General features: G+C 59.3%; 18 protein-coding genes and 1 other RNA gene. 9 read left to right on the top strand and 10 right to left on the bottom strand.

The window, feature by feature from the left end; translation table 11 throughout:
• Positions 1-3 precede the first annotated feature (3 nt).
• The 4 genes from Q0V31_RS14105 (at position 4) to hemN (ending at position 4879) form a co-directional block, all read left to right on the top strand.
• Complete coding sequence (locus Q0V31_RS14105; protein WP_298188421.1) at positions 4-2403, top strand: heavy metal translocating P-type ATPase; 2400 nt, start codon at positions 4-6, stop codon at positions 2401-2403.
• Positions 2404-2496: 93 nt separating this feature from the next.
• Positions 2497-2715 (top strand): cbb3-type cytochrome oxidase assembly protein CcoS, encoded by a 219-nt coding sequence (gene ccoS, locus Q0V31_RS14100; protein WP_298188419.1) that lies wholly within the window; start codon positions 2497-2499, stop codon positions 2713-2715.
• Positions 2708-3391 (top strand): sulfite exporter TauE/SafE family protein, encoded by a 684-nt coding sequence (locus Q0V31_RS14095; protein WP_298188417.1) that lies wholly within the window; start codon positions 2708-2710, stop codon positions 3389-3391. The genes ccoS and Q0V31_RS14095 overlap by 8 nt, the downstream gene beginning before the upstream one ends.
• Positions 3392-3496: 105 nt before the next feature.
• Entirely contained in the window at positions 3497-4879 is a 1383-nt protein-coding gene (gene hemN, locus Q0V31_RS14090) for an oxygen-independent coproporphyrinogen III oxidase (protein ID WP_298188415.1), read from the top strand.
• A 68-nt stretch (positions 4880-4947) separates the two neighbouring features.
• On the opposite strand, the gene Q0V31_RS14085 is transcribed toward hemN, so the two are convergent.
• A complete protein-coding gene (locus Q0V31_RS14085) occupies positions 4948-6603 on the bottom strand; it encodes an alpha/beta fold hydrolase (RefSeq protein ID WP_298188413.1) in 1656 nt (551 codons plus the stop codon).
• Positions 6604-6935: 332 nt separating this feature from the next.
• On the opposite strand from Q0V31_RS14085, the gene fnr reads away from it, so the two are divergent.
• Together fnr and Q0V31_RS14075 are read left to right on the top strand one after the other, a co-directional pair.
• On the top strand, positions 6936-7670 hold the full coding sequence (fnr, locus tag Q0V31_RS14080; protein WP_298188412.1) for a fumarate/nitrate reduction transcriptional regulator Fnr: 735 nt from the start codon (positions 6936-6938) through the stop codon (positions 7668-7670).
• Between the two features lie 28 nt (positions 7671-7698).
• On the top strand, positions 7699-8247 hold the full coding sequence (locus Q0V31_RS14075; protein ID WP_298188411.1) for an adenine phosphoribosyltransferase: 549 nt from the start codon (positions 7699-7701) through the stop codon (positions 8245-8247).
• Positions 8248-8352: 105 nt separating this feature from the next.
• Here Q0V31_RS14075 and Q0V31_RS14070 read toward each other — a convergent pair whose 3' ends face one another.
• Positions 8353-9912 carry a cation:proton antiporter family protein gene (locus Q0V31_RS14070; protein ID WP_298188409.1) on the bottom strand — a complete coding sequence of 520 codons (1560 nt, stop codon included), beginning with the start codon at positions 9910-9912 and terminating at the stop codon, positions 8353-8355.
• A 521-nt stretch (positions 9913-10433) separates the two neighbouring features.
• Here Q0V31_RS14070 and Q0V31_RS14065 point away from each other — a divergent pair.
• Complete coding sequence (locus tag Q0V31_RS14065) at positions 10434-10646, top strand: cold-shock protein (protein ID WP_069516724.1); 213 nt, start codon at positions 10434-10436, stop codon at positions 10644-10646.
• A gap of 82 nt (positions 10647-10728) precedes the next feature.
• On the opposite strand, the gene Q0V31_RS14060 is transcribed toward Q0V31_RS14065, so the two are convergent.
• From Q0V31_RS14060 to dnaX, 4 genes are all read right to left on the bottom strand, one after another.
• A complete protein-coding gene (locus Q0V31_RS14060; protein WP_298188407.1) occupies positions 10729-11877 on the bottom strand; it encodes an acyl-CoA dehydrogenase family protein in 1149 nt (382 codons plus the stop codon).
• 107 nt (positions 11878-11984) lie between these two features.
• Positions 11985-12584, bottom strand: coding sequence for a recombination mediator RecR (gene recR, locus Q0V31_RS14055; RefSeq protein WP_298188406.1), 600 nt, complete (start codon positions 12582-12584; stop codon positions 11985-11987).
• Positions 12585-12734: 150 nt separating this feature from the next.
• Positions 12735-13061 (bottom strand): YbaB/EbfC family nucleoid-associated protein, encoded by a 327-nt coding sequence (locus Q0V31_RS14050; RefSeq protein WP_090242388.1) that lies wholly within the window; start codon positions 13059-13061, stop codon positions 12735-12737.
• 17 nt (positions 13062-13078) lie between these two features.
• Complete coding sequence (gene dnaX / locus Q0V31_RS14045) at positions 13079-15124, bottom strand: DNA polymerase III subunit gamma/tau (RefSeq protein WP_298188404.1); 2046 nt, start codon at positions 15122-15124, stop codon at positions 13079-13081.
• A 459-nt stretch (positions 15125-15583) separates the two neighbouring features.
• On the opposite strand from dnaX, the gene Q0V31_RS14040 reads away from it, so the two are divergent.
• Together Q0V31_RS14040 and Q0V31_RS14035 are read left to right on the top strand one after the other, a co-directional pair.
• On the top strand, positions 15584-15805 hold the full coding sequence (locus Q0V31_RS14040) for a hypothetical protein (protein WP_298188402.1): 222 nt from the start codon (positions 15584-15586) through the stop codon (positions 15803-15805).
• Between the two features lie 70 nt (positions 15806-15875).
• A complete protein-coding gene (locus tag Q0V31_RS14035) occupies positions 15876-16163 on the top strand; it encodes a DUF3509 domain-containing protein (protein WP_298188400.1) in 288 nt (95 codons plus the stop codon).
• A 268-nt stretch (positions 16164-16431) separates the two neighbouring features.
• Here the strand turns inward: Q0V31_RS14035 and ffs are convergent.
• The 4 genes from ffs to Q0V31_RS14015 all read right to left on the bottom strand — a co-directional run bounded on the left by ffs (position 16432) and on the right by Q0V31_RS14015 (position 19805).
• Positions 16432-16528, bottom strand: an RNA gene (gene ffs / locus Q0V31_RS14030) — signal recognition particle sRNA small type.
• Positions 16529-16779: 251 nt separating this feature from the next.
• Positions 16780-17592 (bottom strand): N-formylglutamate deformylase, encoded by an 813-nt coding sequence (hutG, locus tag Q0V31_RS14025; protein WP_298188399.1) that lies wholly within the window; start codon positions 17590-17592, stop codon positions 16780-16782.
• The gene (gene hutI, locus Q0V31_RS14020; protein ID WP_298188398.1) at positions 17585-18793 is read right to left on the bottom strand and encodes an imidazolonepropionase; all 1209 of its coding nucleotides are present in this window, start codon (positions 18791-18793) and stop codon (positions 17585-17587) included. The genes hutG and hutI overlap by 8 nt, the downstream gene beginning before the upstream one ends.
• Before the next feature lie 178 nt (positions 18794-18971).
• Positions 18972-19805, bottom strand: coding sequence for a phytanoyl-CoA dioxygenase family protein (locus Q0V31_RS14015; protein WP_298188397.1), 834 nt, complete (start codon positions 19803-19805; stop codon positions 18972-18974).
• Positions 19806-19815 lie beyond the last annotated feature (10 nt).

The following is a 19815-nucleotide window of genomic DNA, read 5'->3' as shown; positions in this document are numbered from 1 at the left end:
GCGATGGCCACCCCTACCCCCTGCTATCACTGCGGCTTGCCGGTCCCCAACGGCAACCGCTTCCAGACCAATGTGCTGGGCGCAACCCGCGAGATGTGCTGCCCGGGCTGCCAGGCCGTGGCCGAAGCCATTGTCAGCGGCGGTCTGGAGCACTATTACACGCACCGCAGCGAAAGCGCCGCCAACCCTCAGAACCTGCCGCAGGCCCTGCCTGATGAACTGGCCTTGTACGACCGCAGCGACGTGCAACAACCTTTTGTCGAGCATGACGGCGAACTCAGTGAAACCTGCCTGCTGATCGAAGGTATCAGCTGCGCGGCCTGCGGCTGGCTGATTGAAAAGCATCTGCGCGGCCTGTCGGGCGTCAGCGAGGCGCAGCTCAACCTCTCAAACAACCGCCTGCACGTGCGCTGGGCCGCCAGCCAATTAGCGCTCAGCAGCCTGCTCAAGGCGCTGCGCAAAATCGGCTACGCCGCCCACCCCTGGCAAGCCGATGCCGCCGCCGAGCAGTTGCAACGGGAAAACCGCCGCGCCATGCGCGAGCTGGGCGTGGCCGGCATGCTGTGGATGCAGGTGATGATGGCGACCATGGCCACCTGGCCGGAATTCAACATCGACCTGTCGCCCGAGCTGGACAAGATCCTGCGCTGGGTCAGCCTGTTCCTCACCACGCCAATTGTTTTCTACTGCTGCGGCCAGTTTTTCCGTGGCGCGCTGCGTGACCTGCGCACTCGCCACCTGACCATGGATGTCTCGGTATCCCTGGCGATTGGCGGTGCCTACATCGCCGGCATCTGGTCAACCATCACCGGCCAAGGCGAGCTGTATTTCGATGCCGTGGGCATGTTTGCTCTGTTTCTGCTAGCCGGCCGCTACCTCGAACGCCGCGCCCGCGAACGCACGGCAGCGGCCACCGCGCAGCTGGTCAACCTGCTACCGGCCTCTTGCCTGCGCCTGGATGCGCAGGGCCAGAGCCAGCGCATTCTGCTCAGCGAGTTACACCTCGGCGATCAGGTACTGGTGCCGCCTGGCGCGTTACTGCCTGCCGACGGGCGTATTGTTCAGGGCCAGTCGAGCGTGGATGAATCACTGCTGACCGGCGAATACCTGCCACTGCCGCGCAATGTCGGCGACAGCGTTACCGCTGGCACCCTGAACGTCGAAGGCCCGTTGCAGATTGAAGTGCAGGCCCTCGGCGATGCCACACGGCTATCGGCCATCGTCCGCTTGCTGGAACGCGCACAAAGCGACAAGCCTCGCTTGGCGGTGCTGGCTGATCAAGTAGCGCAGTGGTTCTTGCTGATTGTCCTGGTGGTAGCCGCCATCGTTGGCCTGGTCTGGTGGCAACTCGATCCATCGCGCGCCTTCTGGATTGTCCTGGCTCTGCTGGTCGCCACCTGCCCCTGCGCCCTGGCATTAGCCACGCCCACCGCACTCACCGCCGCCACCGGCTCGCTGCATAAACTGGGCATGTTGCTGACGCGCGGCCATGTATTGGAAGGCCTCAACCAAATCGACACCCTGGTGCTCGACAAAACCGGCACCCTGACTGAAGGCCGTCTGACCCTTAGCGCCATCCAGCCTTTGCGCGAACTGGACGCTGACAGCTGCCTGGCCCTGGCTGCGGCGTTGGAAAACCGCTCAGAACACCCGATTGCTCGCGCCTTTGGCCAGGCCCCCGAGGCGGCTGAACACGTCGACAGCCATCCCGGCCTGGGTTTGCAGGGGCGCGTGGGCGGTCGCCTGTTGCGTATAGGCCAAGCCGATTTCGTCTGCGCGCTCAGCGCCCAGCCCACACCTCGGATTACCGGTGAACATGGCCAGTGGCTGCTGCTCGGCGACGAACAGGGGCCACTGGCCTGGTTCGTCCTGGATGACCGCTTGCGCGACGATGCCCCGCAACTGATCGAAATGGCCAAGGCTAAAGGCTGGCGGATCATGCTGCTGTCCGGTGACAGCTCACCCATGGTGGCTGAAGTGGCGCGGCAACTGAGTATCGACGATGCCCGTGGCGGCCTGACGCCGGATGCCAAACTGGACGTGCTCAAGCAGCTGCACAACCAGGGAAGCCGAGTGCTGATGCTGGGTGACGGAGTCAACGATGTACCCGTTCTGGCCGCTGCTGACATCAGCGTGGCGATGGGCAGCGCCACCGACCTGGCGAAAACCAGCGCCGATGCCGTGCTGCTGTCCAACCGCCTGAGCAGCCTGGTGCAGGCACTACACATGGCGCAACGAACCCGCCGCATCATCATCGAGAACCTGGCCTGGGCCAGCCTGTACAATGGCTTGGTGCTGCCTTTCGCGGCCATCGGCTGGATCACCCCAATCTGGGCGGCACTGGGCATGTCAGTCAGCTCATTGTTGGTGGTGATTAACGCCTTGCGCCTGACTCGCACCTAGGGTGGATCACGTTTCACCGATCCACCACAGCACCGCCAGGGTGGATGCAAGAAGCGACATCCACCCTCCGTCTCGCCCGCACCTGGAGATTCCATGCCCGCCCTCTATATCCTGATCCCGGTCGCCATTGCGTTAGTCGGCTTTGCCATCTGGCTGTTCTTCTGGGCTGTGGACAGTGGCCAGTACGACGACCTCGACGGTCCGGCCCACAGCATTCTGTTCGACGACGAAGACCCTAAACACCAAGCCGCCATCAGCCCGACGCCACAGCGCGACGAGCCTCAAACAGAACAGGACAAGCCTGGTGTTTGAGTTGTTGCCCCTGCTGGTCTCGGCCTTGATCCTCGGCCTGCTCGGCGGCGGCCATTGTTTGGGCATGTGCGGCGGACTCATGAGCGCCCTCACCCTCGCCATTGCGCCGGAGCAACGCGCCAGGCGCTTTCAACTGCTACTGGCCTACAACCTGGGGCGCATCCTAAGTTACACCCTGGCCGGCCTCTTGCTCGGCCTGGCCGGTTGGGTAGTCGCCGGCAGCCCGCTGGTTAACGCTTTGCGTGTGGCCGCAGCGCTGCTGCTGATTGCCATGGGCCTGTACCTAGCCGGTTGGTGGAGCGGCCTGACCCGCATCGAAGCCCTAGGCCGTGGTCTGTGGCGCTACATCCAACCTTTAACCCGGCGCTTTATGCCCGTCACCAACCTACCCCGCGCCCTGGTACTGGGCAGCCTGTGGGGCTGGCTGCCGTGCGGCCTGGTCTACAGCACCCTGTTATGGGCCGCGAGCCAGGGCAACGCACTCGACAGCGCCGCGCTGATGCTGGCTTTCGGCCTCGGCACCCTGCCGGTCTTGCTGGCCACCGGCCTGGCCGCCGAACGCCTGACGGCGCTGCTGCGTAAGCAGGGTATCCGCATGGCCGGTGGTATTCTGGTCATCCTTTTCGGCCTGTGGACCCTGCCCGGCCCGCACCAGCACTGGCTGATGGGCCACTGATCGGCAAACGGTCACAGCACGTAGCTGCTTGATGCAAGTCAAAACACCCCCACAGCGGCGCACTTAGACTCCCCTGGTATTGCAAGCCAAACCGGGAATACCCGCATGCTCAACGCCATTCAGTGGGACAGCAACCTGATCCGCCGTTACGACCAGGCCGGCCCGCGCTACACCTCCTATCCGACGGCCGTGCAACTGCATGAGCGCGTCGGCCAGTTCGACTTGCTGCATGCCCTGCGCGACAGCCGCACAGCGCTGCGAGCGCTGTCGCTGTATGTGCACATCCCGTTCTGTGCACATATCTGCTACTACTGCGCCTGCAACAAAGTCATCACCAAGGATCGCGGACGCACCCAGCCCTATCTGGAAAAACTCGAACGTGAAGTGGAGCTCATCAGCCGTCATCTCGACGCCAAGCAAAGGGTTGAACAGCTGCACTTCGGCGGCGGCACCCCAACCTTTCTCAGCCACGATGAACTGCGCCACCTGATGGCCCACCTGCGCCAGCACTTCAACCTGCTGGATGATGATTCAGGCGACTACAGCATCGAGATCGACCCGCGCGAAGCAGATTGGTCAACCATGGGCCTGCTTCGCGAGCTGGGCTTCAACCGCGTCAGCTTGGGTGTGCAGGACCTCGACCCGGCCGTACAGCGCGCAGTCAACCGTTTGCAAACCCTGGAGGAAACCCGCGCCATCGTCGAAGCGGCGCGCACCCTGCAGTTTCGCTCGGTGAACATCGACCTGATTTATGGCCTGCCGCTGCAAACCCCGGAACGCTTCGCTCGCACAGTGGACGAGGTAATCGCCCTGCAACCGGATCGTCTATCGCTGTTCAACTACGCCCACCTGCCGGAGCGCTTTATGCCGCAGCGACGGATCAACAGCTGTGACCTGCCCAGCCCCTGCGCCAAACTGGCCATGCTGCAGGCCAGCATCGAACAACTGAACGCCGCCGGCTATCGCTATATCGGCATGGATCACTTCGCCTTGCCCGACGACGAACTGGCCAGCGCCCAGGAAGACGGCAGCCTGCAACGCAACTTTCAGGGCTATACCACGCACGGCCACTGCGACCTGATTGGCCTGGGGGTGTCATCGATCAGCCAGATTGGCGACTTCTACTGCCAGAACAACAGCGACCTGAGTAAATACCAGGACAGCCTCGACCATAGCCAACTGGCCACCTTGCGCGGCCTGCATTGTGATGCTGACGACCGTGTGCGGCGTGCGGTGATTCAGCAGTTAATTTGTCATTTCCAGCTGCGCTTTGCCGATATCGAACAGGCCTATGCCATCGACTTTCGCAGCTACTTTGCCGATATTTGGCCGCAACTGCAGGAGATGGCCAGCGATGGCCTGATTGAGTTGAGTGCCCAAGGCATTGAGGTTCAGCCTGCTGGCCGCCTGATGGTGCGCGCGCTGTGCATGCTGTTTGATCGCTACCTCGACGAGGTCAGCCGCCAACGCTTTTCACGGGTGATCTAAGGCGTGGCTCTCCGGGCCAGTCATAATTGACTGCCCCAGGGTGAGAGCCACCCTGATCACTCTTTACTTCATTCGTGGACGTAGCGACCCGGAGCGGGTTCCAGCTCGGGATGGCTCTGACTGCCAGCCACCTGTGGGCTCTTGCGCTCAGCCCCGGCACGCTCCAGCATCCAGTCGGCCCAGTGCACCCACCAGGTTCCTGGCTGCTCGCTGGCTTGAGCCAACCAATCGCTTGGGTCGACGCTCGGTGCCGGGCCAACAAAGTGACGGGCCTTGGGGTTACTCGGTGGATTGATCAGGCTGGCGATATGTCCCGCGCTGCTGAGCACAAAACTACGCTCACCACCGAACAACTGCGCAGAGCGATAGCAACCCTGCCACGGCGTCACATGGTCGCCCTCTGCCCCCATAAAATAGCTGTCACATTCGATGGCACCGGCCTGAAGTGGTGCCCCCAGGACGTCCAGGCTCCCCTTGAGCAGAGCGTTGTCCTTAAAGATATCGAGGAATTGGCTATGCAAGGCCGCTGGCAGCCGGGTGCCATCAGCATTCCAGGCCATGATGTCGTTTGACGGCGGGGCCTCCCCCATCAAGTAATTGTTGTGCCAGTAATTCCAGACAAAATCATTCGGGCGCAGCCAGGCGAAAGCGCTGGCCATGTTTTTTGGGCTCAATACGCCAGCCTTGGCCGAGCTTCGACGAGCGCGGTTGACCACAGATTTCGACGAAAAAGCCGCGATTGGTGCTGGCGTATCGAAATCCAACAGCATCACACTGAAGGAAGCGGCCTGTACCTGGCATTTGCCTTGCGCAGCGAGATGGCTGAGTGCACAACTGAGAATAAGACCACCAGCGCAAACACCATGAACATTGGGCTCGGCGCCATCAGCGATGTCGCGGACCACCCCCAGGGCTTCAATGACAGCGGCGGCGTAGGTGTCGAGATCCCATTCGGCCTGCTGGGCGCATGGGTTGCGCCAGCTGATGGTGAAGAAGTGCAAGCCGCGGCTGACGGCATACTCGATAAAACTGCGGCCCTTGGCCAAGTCGAGGAAATAGTACTTGCCGATCACCGGCGGCACCAGCAGCAGCGGGCGCTCGCGAACCACCGCCGTCACCGGGCGATATTCGATCAGTTCAAACACGTCGCAGCGGTACACTACCGCGCCTGGGGTTACCGCCAGGTTCTCACCAATCTTGAAGCCACTGCTGTCCACCTGAGTCGGCATCCCACCATTGTGCTGTAGGTCATGCAGCCAGTTTTTCATCCCCCGCCGCAGGCTGTCACCGCCAGTACTGAAGGCCTTTGCCAGCGCAGCCGGATTACCAAACAGGGTGTTTGTCGGCGCGGCGGCGCTGGTCAACACGTCCAGGGCAAAGCGCAGTTGCTCTTTCTTGCGCCAATCTGGAATATCCAACTGCTCGCCGAGTCGATTGACGCTACCCGACCACGCTAGGTAAGCCTGCCCCAGGCGACGATAGCCTGGATTCTCACGCCAGGCCGGGTCAGTGAAACGCCGGTCGCGCTTGTCAGCCTCAATCTTTGAGTTGCCAAGGCCGACTGCTGCCAGTTCCGTCGCAAGTTCCGCGCTGGCCACAGCAACGCGAGCACCATTTGCTGCCAGGCGCGCCAAACGAGCCACCAGCAATTCGCGGGGAGCCTCGGCCTGTGCGTTCTGCGGATCAACGCTACTACAGGTTGGGACGTTATTTTCCTTGGTCATCGTGAACTCCATGTGCGCCGACAGAGCTCGGCATAAACCTGCGATGCGCCGCCAATGGGCGATATTGTCTTAACGCCATTGCACGGCAGGGCATGAACAGCAGCGTCAGACTATCTGGGTTACAACATAGGGCCACCTTAGCTTGGACTAGGCTATCCAGTTCTGCCCGTGTCTAAGCGCACGCTGTCGTTTCCTGCAGGGTTTAATGCCAGCCACTCTTTTTCCCGCAAAACGGCGTACTTGAGCTATCGATCAGGATCGTGCGCACTGGCCGCACCCTACGCACTGCTGTAACCTTACGACTATTGTGTGTTTATCCAGGATCACCCGTGATGTCCGAAAGCATCAAGTTGCACGCACCTCATCAAGCGCATTGCAAGGATTGCAGCCTGTCGAGCTTGTGCCTGCCACTCTCGCTGAACATGGAGGACATGGACGCTCTCGACGACATCGTCAAACGCGGCCGGCCACTGAAAAAGGGCGAGTTTCTGTTCCGCCAGGGCGACATCTTCAATTCGGTGTTCGCCGTGCGCTCCGGCACGCTTAAAACATTCAGCCTGAGCGACGGCGGCGATGAACAAATCACCGGCTTTCACCTGCCCAGCGAACTGGTCGGCTTGTCGGGCATGGACAGTGAAGCCTACCCCGTCTCGGCTGTGGCGCTAGAAACCACCTCGGTGTGTGAAATCCCCTTCGAGCGCCTCGACGAATTGTCAGTACAACTGCCGCAGCTGCGCCGCCAGTTGATGCGCGTGATGAGCCGGGAAATCCGCGACGATCAGCAGATGATGCTGTTGCTGTCGAAGAAAACCGCCGATGAACGCATCGCCACCTTCCTGGTTAACCTCTCGGCGCGCTTCCGCGCACGCGGCTTTTCGGCCAACCAGTTCCGCCTGGCCATGTCGCGCAACGAAATCGGTAACTATTTGGGTCTGGCGGTAGAGACCGTATCGCGGGTATTTACCCGTTTCCAACAGAACCAGCTACTCGAAGCCGAAGGCAAAGAAGTGCATATCCTCGACCCTATCGAGCTATGCGCCCTGGCCGGCGGCAATCTCGACGGCTGATAGAATCGCCCTGCGCAGGACCTAGCCGATGATCTTCGACGAATTCAGCATCAAAACCCTGATCCGCCCGGTAGTGGACTTCCCCAAGCCTGGGGTGATCTTTCGTGATATCACCCCACTGTTTCAGTCACCCCGCGCCCTGCGCATGGTCGCCGACAGTTTCATCCAGCGTTACGTAGAAGCAGACTTCAGCCATATCGGCGCCATGGACGCCCGTGGTTTTCTGATCGGCTCGATCATCGCTTATGAGCTGAACAAGCCACTGGTGCTGTTCCGCAAGGAAGGCAAACTGCCCGCAGACGTGCTCAGCGAAAGTTATAAAACCGAATACGGCGAAGCCAAGCTCGAAGTGCATGCGGACAGCCTCTGCGAAGGCGACAAAATATTGATGTTCGATGATTTGATCGCAACCGGCGGCACCCTCTTGGCTGCCGTGCAACTTGTGCGACGCATGGGCGCAAGCATCATCGAAGCGGCAGCCATCATCGACCTGCCCGAACTGGGCGGCTCACAGAAACTGCAGGACATTGGTATCCCCACGTTCGCACTGACCCGCTTTGCGCTAAACGACCAGTAACCACGACACTGCCAAATGCCCGCTTCTTGCGGGCGTTTGCATTTTCTGGCGATGTAATCAGTGCGGCTACCCTCCCCCTCAGGGCCAGTCTACAAACCGAGGCACTCAGGAAGCTTCGGTGCGGGTCTCCAGTGTCCTGATCACATGCTCGGCCAGACCCGAACCAGCTTCGCTCATGGTCAGGTAGGTCCGGTCGGCTCCTGCATCCTGGATACGTCTAGCGATGTCCTCGTACAAGGCATGGGACACCACCAGGCCGCTGAAACCACGTTCGCGCAGTTTCTGCGTAGCAATAATCTTCGCTTCTTCATCGTTAAGCGTAAGAATCACCGCATCAATCCCTGGCATATCCAGGTGCTGCCAAAACACCGAATCCTCACCATCGGCGAACAGCACTTTACGACCTGCCGCCTTGCTCTGCTCGATCACCACCGGGTCGGAGTCCAGCCCCACCACGCGATAGCCCTGCTCGGTTAAATAATCGTAAGCCGCGCGACCAGTACGGCCCATGCCCATCACCAGCGTCTGCGCATCTCCCAGGGACAGGGGTTGCTCATCGGGGTGGCGAATATTGCGTTCAAAGGGAATCAACCGCCTGGCCAGCAACTCGTACAGCGGGTGAACCATCCGGTTAAGTGGCGCCGAAATAACAAAGGACAGCGCCACCGTAATGGCCAACGGAATCAGCCACTGCGGCATCACCACGCTGACCATAATCAGGCCGAACTCACTGTAATTGGTCAGGCTAACGCTGGTGAGGAAGGCGCTGCGTGCGCGCAAGCGAAAGAGCAGAAACAAAAAGAAGAACAGCACACCTTTGAGCGGCAATAACACCGTCATTACCAACGCAAACATCAACGCGTCAGCATCCGGAAGACCAGCAATACCGATCTGCAGAAAGAAGCCAACGAGGAAAATCTCCTTGATCCCCCACAAGGAGTTGGACAGTTCCGTAGCCCGTTTGTGCTTCGCCAAAAGAGCCCCGAATGCCAACGCCCCCAGCTCTGAACTCAGCCCCAACTGCTCAAAACCGAAACCACCGACCGCCAGCGCCAAGAGCAAGCCGAGCAACAGCATCAACTCCTCGTGGCCACTGACATCGAGTAAGCGAAACAGCAAAGGACGAAGAAACGGCAGGCCGAACACCAGCAACGCCCATGGTGAAGGCAAATCGCCGGCCGCCAGGCTCATTACCAGCAAGGCTATGAGATCCTGAATCACCAGCACGCCAATCGCTACACGCCCGTGGAATGCGCGCAGCTCGCGTTTGCTTTCGAGCACCTTGGCCGCCAGCACCGTACTGGAAAACGACAAGGCACACGCCAGTAATAAACACTGATGCCAAGGCAGATCGAGCAGCAGCATGATCGCCGGTAGAAACAACACGCTGGAAATGACGAAGTGCAGCAGCCCACCGCCAATCACTTCACGGCGCAACAAGTTACTCGGCTTCAGCTTAAGGCCTACGGTAAACAGCAACAGCAATACACCCAAATGAGCAATGTGCTGCAGCGCAGCACTGTCATGCGGGCCAAAACCGAGGTGTTCGCCAGCCCCCGCCAGGGCAAAGCCTGCACCCAGATAGCCGACCAATGGCGGCAGACCTATTATTCGCGCAGCCAAACCCATGCCAAAGGCGAAAGCAATCCAGGCGGCTTCAATCATCAGTAATCCTTATCAACAGAGATGCAGACCGCCGAGCCATCAACCAACTCACACAGCCAATCGAAGCAACTTAACAGGATACTGGCGCAGCGCTTAAGCAACATTGATCGATGTCAGCCATGGCAATGTCACCAGCAGTTGTAACTGAGCAGCCTTTTCTAACACGAGGCCTCCGGTAGGCAGCATCACGATCGGCCGTTAATTTGAGCAACACATGACGCAAAATGCCCTGCGCAATGAAGGCCAGCGAAGCATTTCCGGAGGCTTATTTGCGCACTTGAGCGCTCAAGACAGCCTTAGGCAACACCATTTATCCGATGCCTAACGGCCCTACAGACCAGCAAACATGGGCCTTCGCGGGTAACAGACAGATAAAAATATGAATATTTGTCGTTAAACCCAACACTTGCCGCAAAAACGGCCTATTATGGTTGTGCTGACTTCTTGTAGTTATCAGCAAAACCGCATAGGTGCTATGAGCACTCTGGCACCGCAATTCGTATCGATTTAAGAGACACACCATGGCAAATCGCGAAACTGGCACCGTCAAATGGTTCAACGATGAGAAAGGCTTCGGCTTCATTACCCCGACTAACGGCGGCGATGACCTCTTCGTTCACTTTAAAGCCATCCAAAGCGACGGTTTCAAAAGCCTGAAAGAAGGCCAGACTGTTACCTACGTGGCCGCTCGCGGTCAGAAAGGTATGCAAGCTGAAGAGGTACAGGTAGCTTAAGCTCCCTGTCCTGCTTTAAAACAAACCCCGCGCTCGCGGGGTTTGTTTTATCTGCCGTTTGTAAAATGCTGTAGTCGAGGGTCTATAAACCCATCTGCTTACTGATGATCTCGTTCATGATCTCACGCGAGCCACCGCCAATCGACAGAATGCGGTTATCACGGTACAGCCGCTCTACCAGGCTTTCGCGCATGTACCCCATGCCCCCCATGATCTGCACCGCATCGTAAGTCAGGCGGTCGGCAATATCAGTGGCAAAGTTTTTAGCCATGGATATTTCCTTGATCACACTTTTACCAGCCGCCATCTTCGCCGCTTGCCGATAGGTAAAGTCACGCGACACTTCTAGCTGCGTCGCCATCTCGGCCAAGCGATGCTTGAGCACTTGAAACTTGCCGATCGGCTTACCGAACGCTTCGCGCTCCTTGGCCCACTTCAATGCTTCTTCAAGGGCTAGCTGCGCCGTCATGTTAGCCATGATAGCCAATGACAGTCGCTCACTCTGGAAGTTGGCCATGATGCAGGCGAAGCCCATGTTCTCTACGCCGATCAGGTTGTCCACCGGCACCTTGCAGTCATCAAAGAACAACTCGGCCGTGTCAGACGCCCACCAGCCCATTTTCTTCAGCTTGCGACCTACGGTGAAGCCAGGGGTACCCTTCTCCACCACCAGCAAGCTGACGCCGCCAAAACCGTCACCGCCGGTGCGCACAGCCACAGTGTAATAGTCAGCCCGCACGCCACTGGTGATGAAGGTTTTGCTCCCGGTGACACGGTAGAAATCACCGTCACGCAGCGCGCGTGTTTTTAGATTGGCCACATCCGAACCACCCGATGGCTCAGTCACTGCCAGCGCCATGATCTTTTCGCCAGCAAGTACCTGCGGAACGATACGTTGGCGTAACTCTGGCTTGGCCCACTTCACCACGGGCGGCAGGCCGATATCCAACGAGCCAAGCCCTGCCACTAGGCCGCCAGAGCCCGAACGCATTAACTCCTCACTGGCCGCGACCTTGGCAAATACATCACCCTCATGACTGCCACCAAAAGCCTCTGGGTAACCAATGCCGAGGATTCCAGCCGCGCCGGCCTTCAGATAAAGCTCGCGGGGAAACTCCTCAGCCTCCTCCCACTCGTTGATATGCGGCAGAATTTCGCGTTCGACAAAGCGCCGGACTGAATCGCGCACCAGCTGGTGAGAATCATCAAAGTATTCTTGCAAGGCAGACATGAGGTAACTCCGCTGAGGTTTCAGGGAAATTACCAAGCGCTTGCTTGGTTTACAAGGACAGGATTAGGCCAGATAGAAGGGCAAATGAGCCGCTCGCAATCGCAACCCTAGAGCAAGATAGGCCGTCGCCCAGCAATCGAGTGCGCCAGAGTACCGCCGTCGACCAACTCCAGCTCACCGCCCAGGGGCATGCCGTGGGCAATGCGCGAGGCAATCAAACCTTTACCCGCCAATAGCTGAGCGATGTAATGCGCTGTTGCCTCACCCTCGACTGTTGGATTGGTCGCCAGAATCACCTCCTCGAAACTACCCGCTGCGATCCGCGCAAGCAGTTCGGGAATGCCAATCGCCTCAGGGCCTAGGCCGTCGAGGGGTGACAAATGCCCTTTGAGAACAAAATAGCGCCCGCGAAACCCTGTGTGCTCGACGGCATAAACATCCATTGGCCCTTCGACTACGCAGAGCAGGCGATCATCGCGCCGCGGATCAAGACACAGCTGGCACTCGGCCTCCTCGCTCAGGCTGCGGCATTGCTTGCAGTACCCGACCCCGTCCATCGCCTGCGTCAGCGCCTGGGCCAGACGCAATGCTCCAGGACGATCACGCTCAAGCATCTGCAGCGCCATACGCTGAGCAGTCTTTTGCCCAACGCCAGGAAGAATGCGCAGAGAGTCAATCAGATGGCGGATCAGCGGACTAAAGCTCATAGGGAATACTCGACGACGACAAAGACTCAAGCGCTTGCCATCCAGCCCCAGCAGGCTGTTTAAACCTTGTGGGGCAAGACACAAGCGAGTGCGGGCTGAGGGTACCCACACCGCTTGCAGCGCAATGATATGCGCTAGCCGGGATAGCTTTTAGAATGGCATTTTGAAGCCTGGGGGCATCTGCATACCTGCTGTCACACCAGACATCTTGTCCTGACTGTTCTGCTCAACCTTGCGCACGGCATCGTTTACCGCAGCGGCAATCAGGTCTTCGAGGATTTCCTTGTCCTCCTGCATCAGGCTGTCATCCAGGCTGACACGCTTGATATCGTGACGCCCAGTCATGACCACGCTGACCAAGCCAGCACCGGATTGACCGGTAACTTCGGCGTTAGCCAACTCTTCCTGCATCTTCTGCATTTTTTCCTGCATCTGCTGAGCCTGCTTCATCAGGCCGGCCATGCCACCTTTCATCATGGTGTAATCCTCGGTAATTAGGGGTTAACAGGCGTATCTAGGGGTTCAATGCTGTCCGCGCGAATCACCGCTGCGAATTGCTGAATCATTTGCTGGATCAATGGATCCTTCTCAATCGACGCTTCCGCGTCACGCTGTCGATTAGCGCGTTTACGCGCCGCTGCCTGCGCTGGAGTCTCCTGCTCGGGCTTGTGTAGCTCGATCAATACGTTGAGTTCGCGCCCGTGAAATTGATTAAGCGCGTCATTAAGACGCCGCTGCTGAGTTGAGTTAAACAGCGCCGACTGGGCTGGATCAAGATGCAACAACCAGTTGTCGCCCTCAATAGAAATCAAGGTGCAGTTGGCTCCGATACTACCGGTCATCCCAGACAAACCGAGCTTCGGAAACAACTCCAGCCAGTCAGCAGCAAGCCCTGTTGCCGGCTGGGCGGCGGGTAATACTTCTGGCTCGGCAGGCTCGCTGCGCTCCACCGCATCAAAATCATAGTCAAACGACTCGGCATCCATCTCGACATAGTCGTAATCGCCCAGCGGCGGCTCATCATCGTCATCCGCCAACGGCTCCGCCTCGACCTGCCGCGCCTCGAGCACGGCAGGTTGCGGCGCGTCAGCCATCACGCCGCCAGCAATAGGCGCGACTGACGCTAATACCTCAGTAACCGGGACTTGAGCCGGCTCGTCCCAGGGAAGATTAACAACTACGGCAGGTGCAGCCTCGGCTGGCGGAGCCTGAACAGCCGGCTCTTCGACACTTTCAGTCGCTGACGGAACTTGCGACCCGACAGCAGCAGGTACGCTAACAGGCAGCGTGAGTGGCGCCGCCACAGCTGGAGCCGACGGAGGCGCTGGGGGAATAGCAACAGGATCACTGACCGGGGCTGCGAGAGCAGTACCGGCCACTGGGTTGGTCGCGGGATCAGCAGTGGCCTGGCTAATCCCCAGCGGCTTTAACACTACCCTGGGCGCATCATGGGTATCCGCTGGGCGGAATGCCAACATACGCAGCAACACCATTTCGAAGCCGCTGCGCGGATCAGGCGATAACGGTAAATCGCGCCGACCAATCAGGCCCATCTGATAATAGAACTGCACGTCCTCACTGGGTAAAACCCGCGCCAGTTCAAGTACTCGCTCGCGATCACCTTGGCCGTTGTCTACTGCCTCGGGCAGCGCCTGGGCAATGGCTACTCGGTGCAGCACGTTGAGCATCTCGGACAGCACACCGCTCCAGTCAGGCCCTTGCTCAGCGAGGTGACGCACCGCGTCAATAAGCCCCCGAGCATCCCCCTCCAGCAGAGCGTGCAACACGCCGTAAACCTGCCCATGGTCGAGGGTCCCCAGCATGGCGCGTACATCGGCCGCGAGCACCTTGCCCTCGCCAAAGGCAATCGCCTGATCGGTCAAGCTCATGGCGTCACGCATGGAGCCGTCGGCCGCGCGACCGAGCAACCAAAGCGCGTCATTTTCGAACGGGATATTTTCTGCCGCCAGAACATGGGTAAGGTGATCAACCACCCGCTCCGGCGGCATGTTCTTCAGCGAAAACTGTAAGCAGCGCGACAACACCGTGACCGGCAGTTTCTGCGGGTCAGTTGTAGCCAAGAGGAATTTCACGTGAGGCGGTGGCTCTTCCAGTGTTTTCAACAGCGCGTTGAAGGAACTGGTCGAGAGCATGTGCACTTCGTCGATCAGATAAACCTTGAAGCGTCCGCGGCTAGGCGAGTACTGCACGTTGTCGAGCAACTCGCGGGTGTCTTCAACCTTAGTCCGGCTGGCTGCGTCGACCTCAATCAGATCAATAAAGCGGCCGTCATCAATCTCTTTGCAGATCGAACAAACACCACAAGGCGTCGAGCTGATGCCAGTTTCACAATTCAGGCACTTGGCAATAATCCGCGCAATCGTAGTTTTGCCCACCCCACGCGTGCCCGTGAACAAGTAGGCATGGTGCAGACGCTGGCTATCGAGCGCATTGATCAGCGCTTTGAGCACATGCGTCTGGCCAACCATTTCGTTGAACGAGCGCGGACGCCACTTACGTGCAAGAACCTGATAACTCATCGAAACCCGTCACGAGAGGAAGCAAAAGTGGCGCTAATCCTAACGGAGCATGGGCCAAATTGCATCCGATGCTCAGCCCACTAACTGCCACTCTGCAGCATTAATGGTATTTTGGCTGGCTAATAATCAACCACACAGGTATCATCTGCCTCGTTCGTACCACGCTGTAAGTCAAATAGGCCTTTTGGCCCCCTCGATGGTTTCCAGGTAAGAGCGCATCACCCAAGGGTAATGCCGCACAGCTCTGACCTACGACCCAACCTGCTGACTGATCTGGCCGTCCCGCGCAAGCGCTGACTCAAGCCCGCCTCCGACGTACCGACCCGCACACCGCACCCCTAATGGGAACTTGTGCGCGCAGTCCAGCTCCAATTTGCACACGCAATAGACACTTTAAGTCGACCGCCTGGAGCTCCATTTAGCGCAATGACGCGCCTGCTGTTTTAGGAAATACTAAAAATGAATACTCAACACCAAATTCAGGATGCCATTCGCACCCTATCCAGTGCATTTGCACCGCTTGATTGCCGCATCCTAGCCGCCCGCAAAGGCAGCTTCAGCTTCACCATCGTTAATGATGCTGGCATCGCCAAGCACAGCCAACGCCTGTACCCCGGCCAATATAGTGGTGCACACCTGGAGCAGGTCATTGAACGCGCCCGGCAATCTTTGACAGCCTGATTACCCAGAGCCGCGAACCTTCGAACATTCCTGAGGTCTGAATCTGTCACCCTCAGGAAGGAATATCGTCATGGAAAACATTAATCGCGAACTCGTTGAGCAGCTGTTTTCTCCACTGCGCGCCACATTCAGCCCACCCCGACCAGATGGCGGAGTGGTCCTCTCCCTACTCGATGCCGGCGACGCCACAGCCTATAGCCGTGTACTCAGCGCCGCTCAACGCGCCGATCCGCAAGCCTTTGCACAGAGTCTTGAAGACATACGCCTAGAGCTCGCCATGCGCTCTGGCAGCATTCCCGCAGACATGCGCAAGGCACTCAAGGAACAGGACAGCGTCCTCAGTTACCACGCGAACTGAGCGCAGCAAAGCCTCGCCAACCTGCAAGACCCGCACTAAATCCAGCATTAAGCTCAACGCATCGCGGTGTGAAACATCACCGCGCAGGCGTGCTTTTTTCAGTAAGCCAAGACACCGACTTAGTCGCTCGACAGCAGTAAAAAAGCAAACAGAGGCCGCAGCAAAATTCAGCAGACAATTGATGAGCAATAGATAGGGATATTTGAGAGGAAATTCAGACCGGCAGTTACTCAAGTAGATGAGTCGCGCCACAGCGATATGGAGGCAGCCCTACCAGCCACACCTCGGCACACAATGTCACCGCTGCGGCTGCTCCCTTCCAGGCCTGACCGGGTTCACGGCTGATCGTTGCGAGGGGACCGGCAGGACCACCATAACGCAGCCCGCAAGAAGCGAGCCGCGCCATTGTACCGGCTTGCAACGAAGTTACAACCGTTTCAATTACTTAGCGCATTGAAACGGGCGCGCAATCGGCCATCTCTTTGCTCTGGCTTACGTCCTCCCGCGACCATTGAGTTGCCGACACAAAAGGTCGCGGGGAACGCATGCTCGGTTTGCTGACGGAAAGCCCCCACCAGCTAAATTCTGCTGCCACATTGCAACGCTGACCGCCGACTTAACGCCCGTAGTGCACCCTGCCCCAGTGCAACTGGGCCTCCAACAACTGGCGCAGCAGCGCACGCACCGGTTCGGCCAGTTCAGCGCGGTAGCTGTAGGGCTGTACCTCATCCATATAGGTGCACTGCGCCAACTCCAGCTGAATAGCGTGGATATTGTCTGCTGGGCTGCCGTAATGCCGGGTGATATGCCCACCCTTGAAGCGCCCGTTCAGCACGTGACTGAAGTGCGGCGCGGCGGCGCACACCTGCTTTAGCTGTTGCGCCAATTGCTCGCTGCAGCTGGCACCTTCATTGGTACCCAGGTTGAAGTCCGGTAGGCGGCCGTCGAACAGGCGCGGCACGTGGGAGGCAATCGAGTGGGCGTCGAACAATATGGCGTAGCCAAACTCGCCCTTCAACCGCGCCAGCTCAGCGGCCAGGGCTTGATGATAAGGCGTCCAGATCTCCGCCAGATAACGCGCGCGCTCCTCGCTTGAGGGCTCAAGACCGTCACGAAACAGCGGCGTACCATCGAATAACGTCGAGGGGTACAAGCCGGTGGTTGCCGTGGCATACAACGGCTTGTCGTCGGCCGGCCGATTGAGGTCGACCACATAACGCGAGTAGCCAGCAGCCAGGGTGCTGGCCCCCATTTCTGCGGCGAAGTCGTAGAGCTGGGGGATATGCCAGTCGGTGTCTGGCAGGTTACGCGCCTGCTCGACCAACCCCGCCTCCACTGCCGGCGTCAGGCGTAGGCCGGCATGCGGCATGCTGATCAACAGCGGTACACGACCAGGGTTGAACTCGAAAGCGTGGTTGATCTCAGACATCGCTCAGCTCCTCAGCATGGCGGATCACTCGTTTGGGCAGTTCGCCGCCGAGCCAATAAGCCAACTCTGCCGGGCGGGCGATGTCCCAGGCGACAAAGTCGGCGACCTTGCCGGATTCCAGGCTGCCGTGGCTGTCGTCCAGGCCCAAAGCCTTGGCCGCGTTGAGGGTCACCCCCGCCAGCGCCTCCTCCGGCGTCATGCGGAACAGGGTGCAGGCCATATTCATCATCAACCGCAGCGACAGCGCCGGCGAGGTACCGGGATTAAGGTCACTGGCGATCGCCATGCTCACGCCATGCTCACGCAGCATCTGCACCGGCGGCAGTTGCGTTTCGCGCAGGAAGTAGAAGGCACCGGGCAGCATTACCGCAACGCTGCCGGCAGCAGCCATGGCCTTGGCATCGGCCTCATCGATAAACTCCAAATGATCGGCTGACAAGGCACCGTAGCGCGCCGCCAGGCTGGAGCCATGCAAGGATGAAAGCTGCTCGGCATGCAGCTTGATCGGCAGCCCCAACTCACGGGCGCACTGAAATACCCGCTCGACCTGCGCCGGCGAGAACGCCAGGTGCTCACAGAAGGCATCGACCGCATCCACCAGCCCTTCCGCAGCCAGGGTTGGCAGTATCTCGCGGCACACCAGGTCGATGTAGTCATCGCTGCGCCCGGCGTATTCCGCTGGCAACGCATGGGCGGCCAGGCAGGTGGCGCGCACGGTGACTGGCAGGCTTGCGCCTAGGCGGCGAGCCACCTGCAACATCTTGCGTTCGCTGGCCAGGTCGAGACCGTAACCGGACTTAATCTCCAGCGTGGTCACGCCATCACCCAGCAGGCTGCGCAGACGCTGCTCGGCACTGGCGAACAGCTCATCCTCGCTGGCTGCACGGGTGGCGCGTACAGTGCTGGCAATGCCGCCACCGGCCGCGGCAATCTCGGCATAGCTGACGCCTTCCAGGCGCTGCTCGAATTCAGCGCTGCGATCGCCGCCAAACACCAGATGGGTATGGCAGTCGATCAGCCCCGGCGTCAACCAAGCGCCGCCCAGATCGATGGTTTCGGCGTAGTCGCCGACCGGCAGCTCGGCGCGCGGGCCAATCCACTCGATGCGTTCGGCACGCGTGACCAACGCCGCATTCTCGATGATCGAGTAACGGCCGCCGACCATCGTGGCGGCGTGGCAATTGAGCCAGAGTTTATTCATCACAAATCTCCAATGTGCGGATCACCAGGACCCCGCTTGCCGGCGACCCCAGTCAAGATACAGACCAAGGCCAAAACATTGAGCAGGACACGACACACGCCCTGCTCATGCGCGACTCGTCAGCTGAGGCGCCTTACCGGCTCAATAGCCCGGCTCGACGCCACTGCACGACGGCGGGTTATACCGACTGCTGCGGGTAGAGCAGCGGGAACAGCGGGTGCTCCAGCGGCGCGCCCTCCGCCAACTCCTCGACCAGGCCCGGGAATTCCGGCGAGGTTTTCCAGTGGCGTGGCGCGTGGCGCATGTCGTCGCCAAGGAAGCGCACCGAGAACGCCCGACGCCGCCGGTTGCCGCTAACACCCGCCGAGGCGTGCAGCGTGAGCATATGGAAGAACACCACATCCCCCGGCTCGAGCTGCCAGCCGAGAATATTCCAGGCCGCACGGTCCGCTTCGATATCCGGCAAATCAGCCAGACTGCCTTCCGGGAACCAGCGCGCCTGGTTGTCCAGGAAGGTTCGCGGCATCAGCCAGGGCCCCAGGTGCGAGCCGCCAACAAACTCCAGCGTAGCCTCGCGGGAGACCGGATCCACCGGCATCCACATGCTGCAGTTCTGCCGGCCCTCGACGTTGTAATAGGGCTGATCCTGGTGCCAAGGCGTACGCTGCTGGGTATTGGGCTCCTTCACCAGCAGGTGGTCGTGATACAGACGCGCTGTAGTGCTTTGCATCAGCTGCGCGGCCACCGCCCCCACACGGCTATCGAAGATGAACTGCCGATAGGCAGCAACCTCCTGCCAGTTGCAGAAGTCTTCAAAGAACCAGCCTGGATCATCCGGGCTACTGGCAACCTTGGCGCGCTCGCTGGGCTTGGCCAAATTCTGTTCGATGCCCGTCGTCAGCAGGGCTACCTCCTCAGCACTGAACAACTGCCGAATGCAGATTGCGCCATGGCGCTGAAACTCTTCCACCTGATCTGCGGTTAACTTGAACTCACTGGTTTGTAACGTCATGTCGGCTATT

This window comes from uncultured Pseudomonas sp. (genome assembly GCF_943846705.1).
In the GTDB taxonomy this organism is placed as follows: Bacteria; Pseudomonadota; Gammaproteobacteria; order Pseudomonadales; family Pseudomonadaceae; genus Aquipseudomonas.
Note: the sequence above shows the minus strand (reverse complement) of the source record. Positions and strands in the feature narration are given on the sequence as shown.

Bases quoted from the DNA above. Each gene is read 5' to 3' on its own strand.
- Q0V31_RS14105 (WP_298188421.1), top strand. From the start codon at position 4: ATGGCCACCCCTACCCCCTGCTATCACTGCGGCTTGCCGGTCCCCAAC.
- ccoS (WP_298188419.1), top strand. From the start codon at position 2,497: ATGCCCGCCCTCTATATCCTGATCCCGGTCGCCATTGCGTTAGTCGGC.
- hemN (WP_298188415.1), top strand. From the start codon at position 3,497: ATGCTCAACGCCATTCAGTGGGACAGCAACCTGATCCGCCGTTACGAC.
- Q0V31_RS14085 (WP_298188413.1), bottom strand. From the start codon at position 6,603: ATGACCAAGGAAAATAACGTCCCAACCTGTAGTAGCGTTGATCCGCAG.
- fnr (WP_298188412.1), top strand. From the start codon at position 6,936: ATGTCCGAAAGCATCAAGTTGCACGCACCTCATCAAGCGCATTGCAAG.
- Q0V31_RS14075 (WP_298188411.1), top strand. From the start codon at position 7,699: ATGATCTTCGACGAATTCAGCATCAAAACCCTGATCCGCCCGGTAGTG.
- Q0V31_RS14070 (WP_298188409.1), bottom strand. From the start codon at position 9,912: ATGATTGAAGCCGCCTGGATTGCTTTCGCCTTTGGCATGGGTTTGGCT.
- Q0V31_RS14065 (WP_069516724.1), top strand. From the start codon at position 10,434: ATGGCAAATCGCGAAACTGGCACCGTCAAATGGTTCAACGATGAGAAA.
- Q0V31_RS14060 (WP_298188407.1), bottom strand. From the start codon at position 11,877: ATGTCTGCCTTGCAAGAATACTTTGATGATTCTCACCAGCTGGTGCGC.
- recR (WP_298188406.1), bottom strand. From the start codon at position 12,584: ATGAGCTTTAGTCCGCTGATCCGCCATCTGATTGACTCTCTGCGCATT.
- Q0V31_RS14050 (WP_090242388.1), bottom strand. From the start codon at position 13,061: ATGATGAAAGGTGGCATGGCCGGCCTGATGAAGCAGGCTCAGCAGATG.
- dnaX (WP_298188404.1), bottom strand. From the start codon at position 15,124: ATGAGTTATCAGGTTCTTGCACGTAAGTGGCGTCCGCGCTCGTTCAAC.
- Q0V31_RS14040 (WP_298188402.1), top strand. From the start codon at position 15,584: ATGAATACTCAACACCAAATTCAGGATGCCATTCGCACCCTATCCAGT.
- Q0V31_RS14035 (WP_298188400.1), top strand. From the start codon at position 15,876: ATGGAAAACATTAATCGCGAACTCGTTGAGCAGCTGTTTTCTCCACTG.
- hutG (WP_298188399.1), bottom strand. From the start codon at position 17,592: ATGTCTGAGATCAACCACGCTTTCGAGTTCAACCCTGGTCGTGTACCG.
- hutI (WP_298188398.1), bottom strand. From the start codon at position 18,793: ATGAATAAACTCTGGCTCAATTGCCACGCCGCCACGATGGTCGGCGGC.
- Q0V31_RS14015 (WP_298188397.1), bottom strand. From the start codon at position 19,805: ATGACGTTACAAACCAGTGAGTTCAAGTTAACCGCAGATCAGGTGGAA.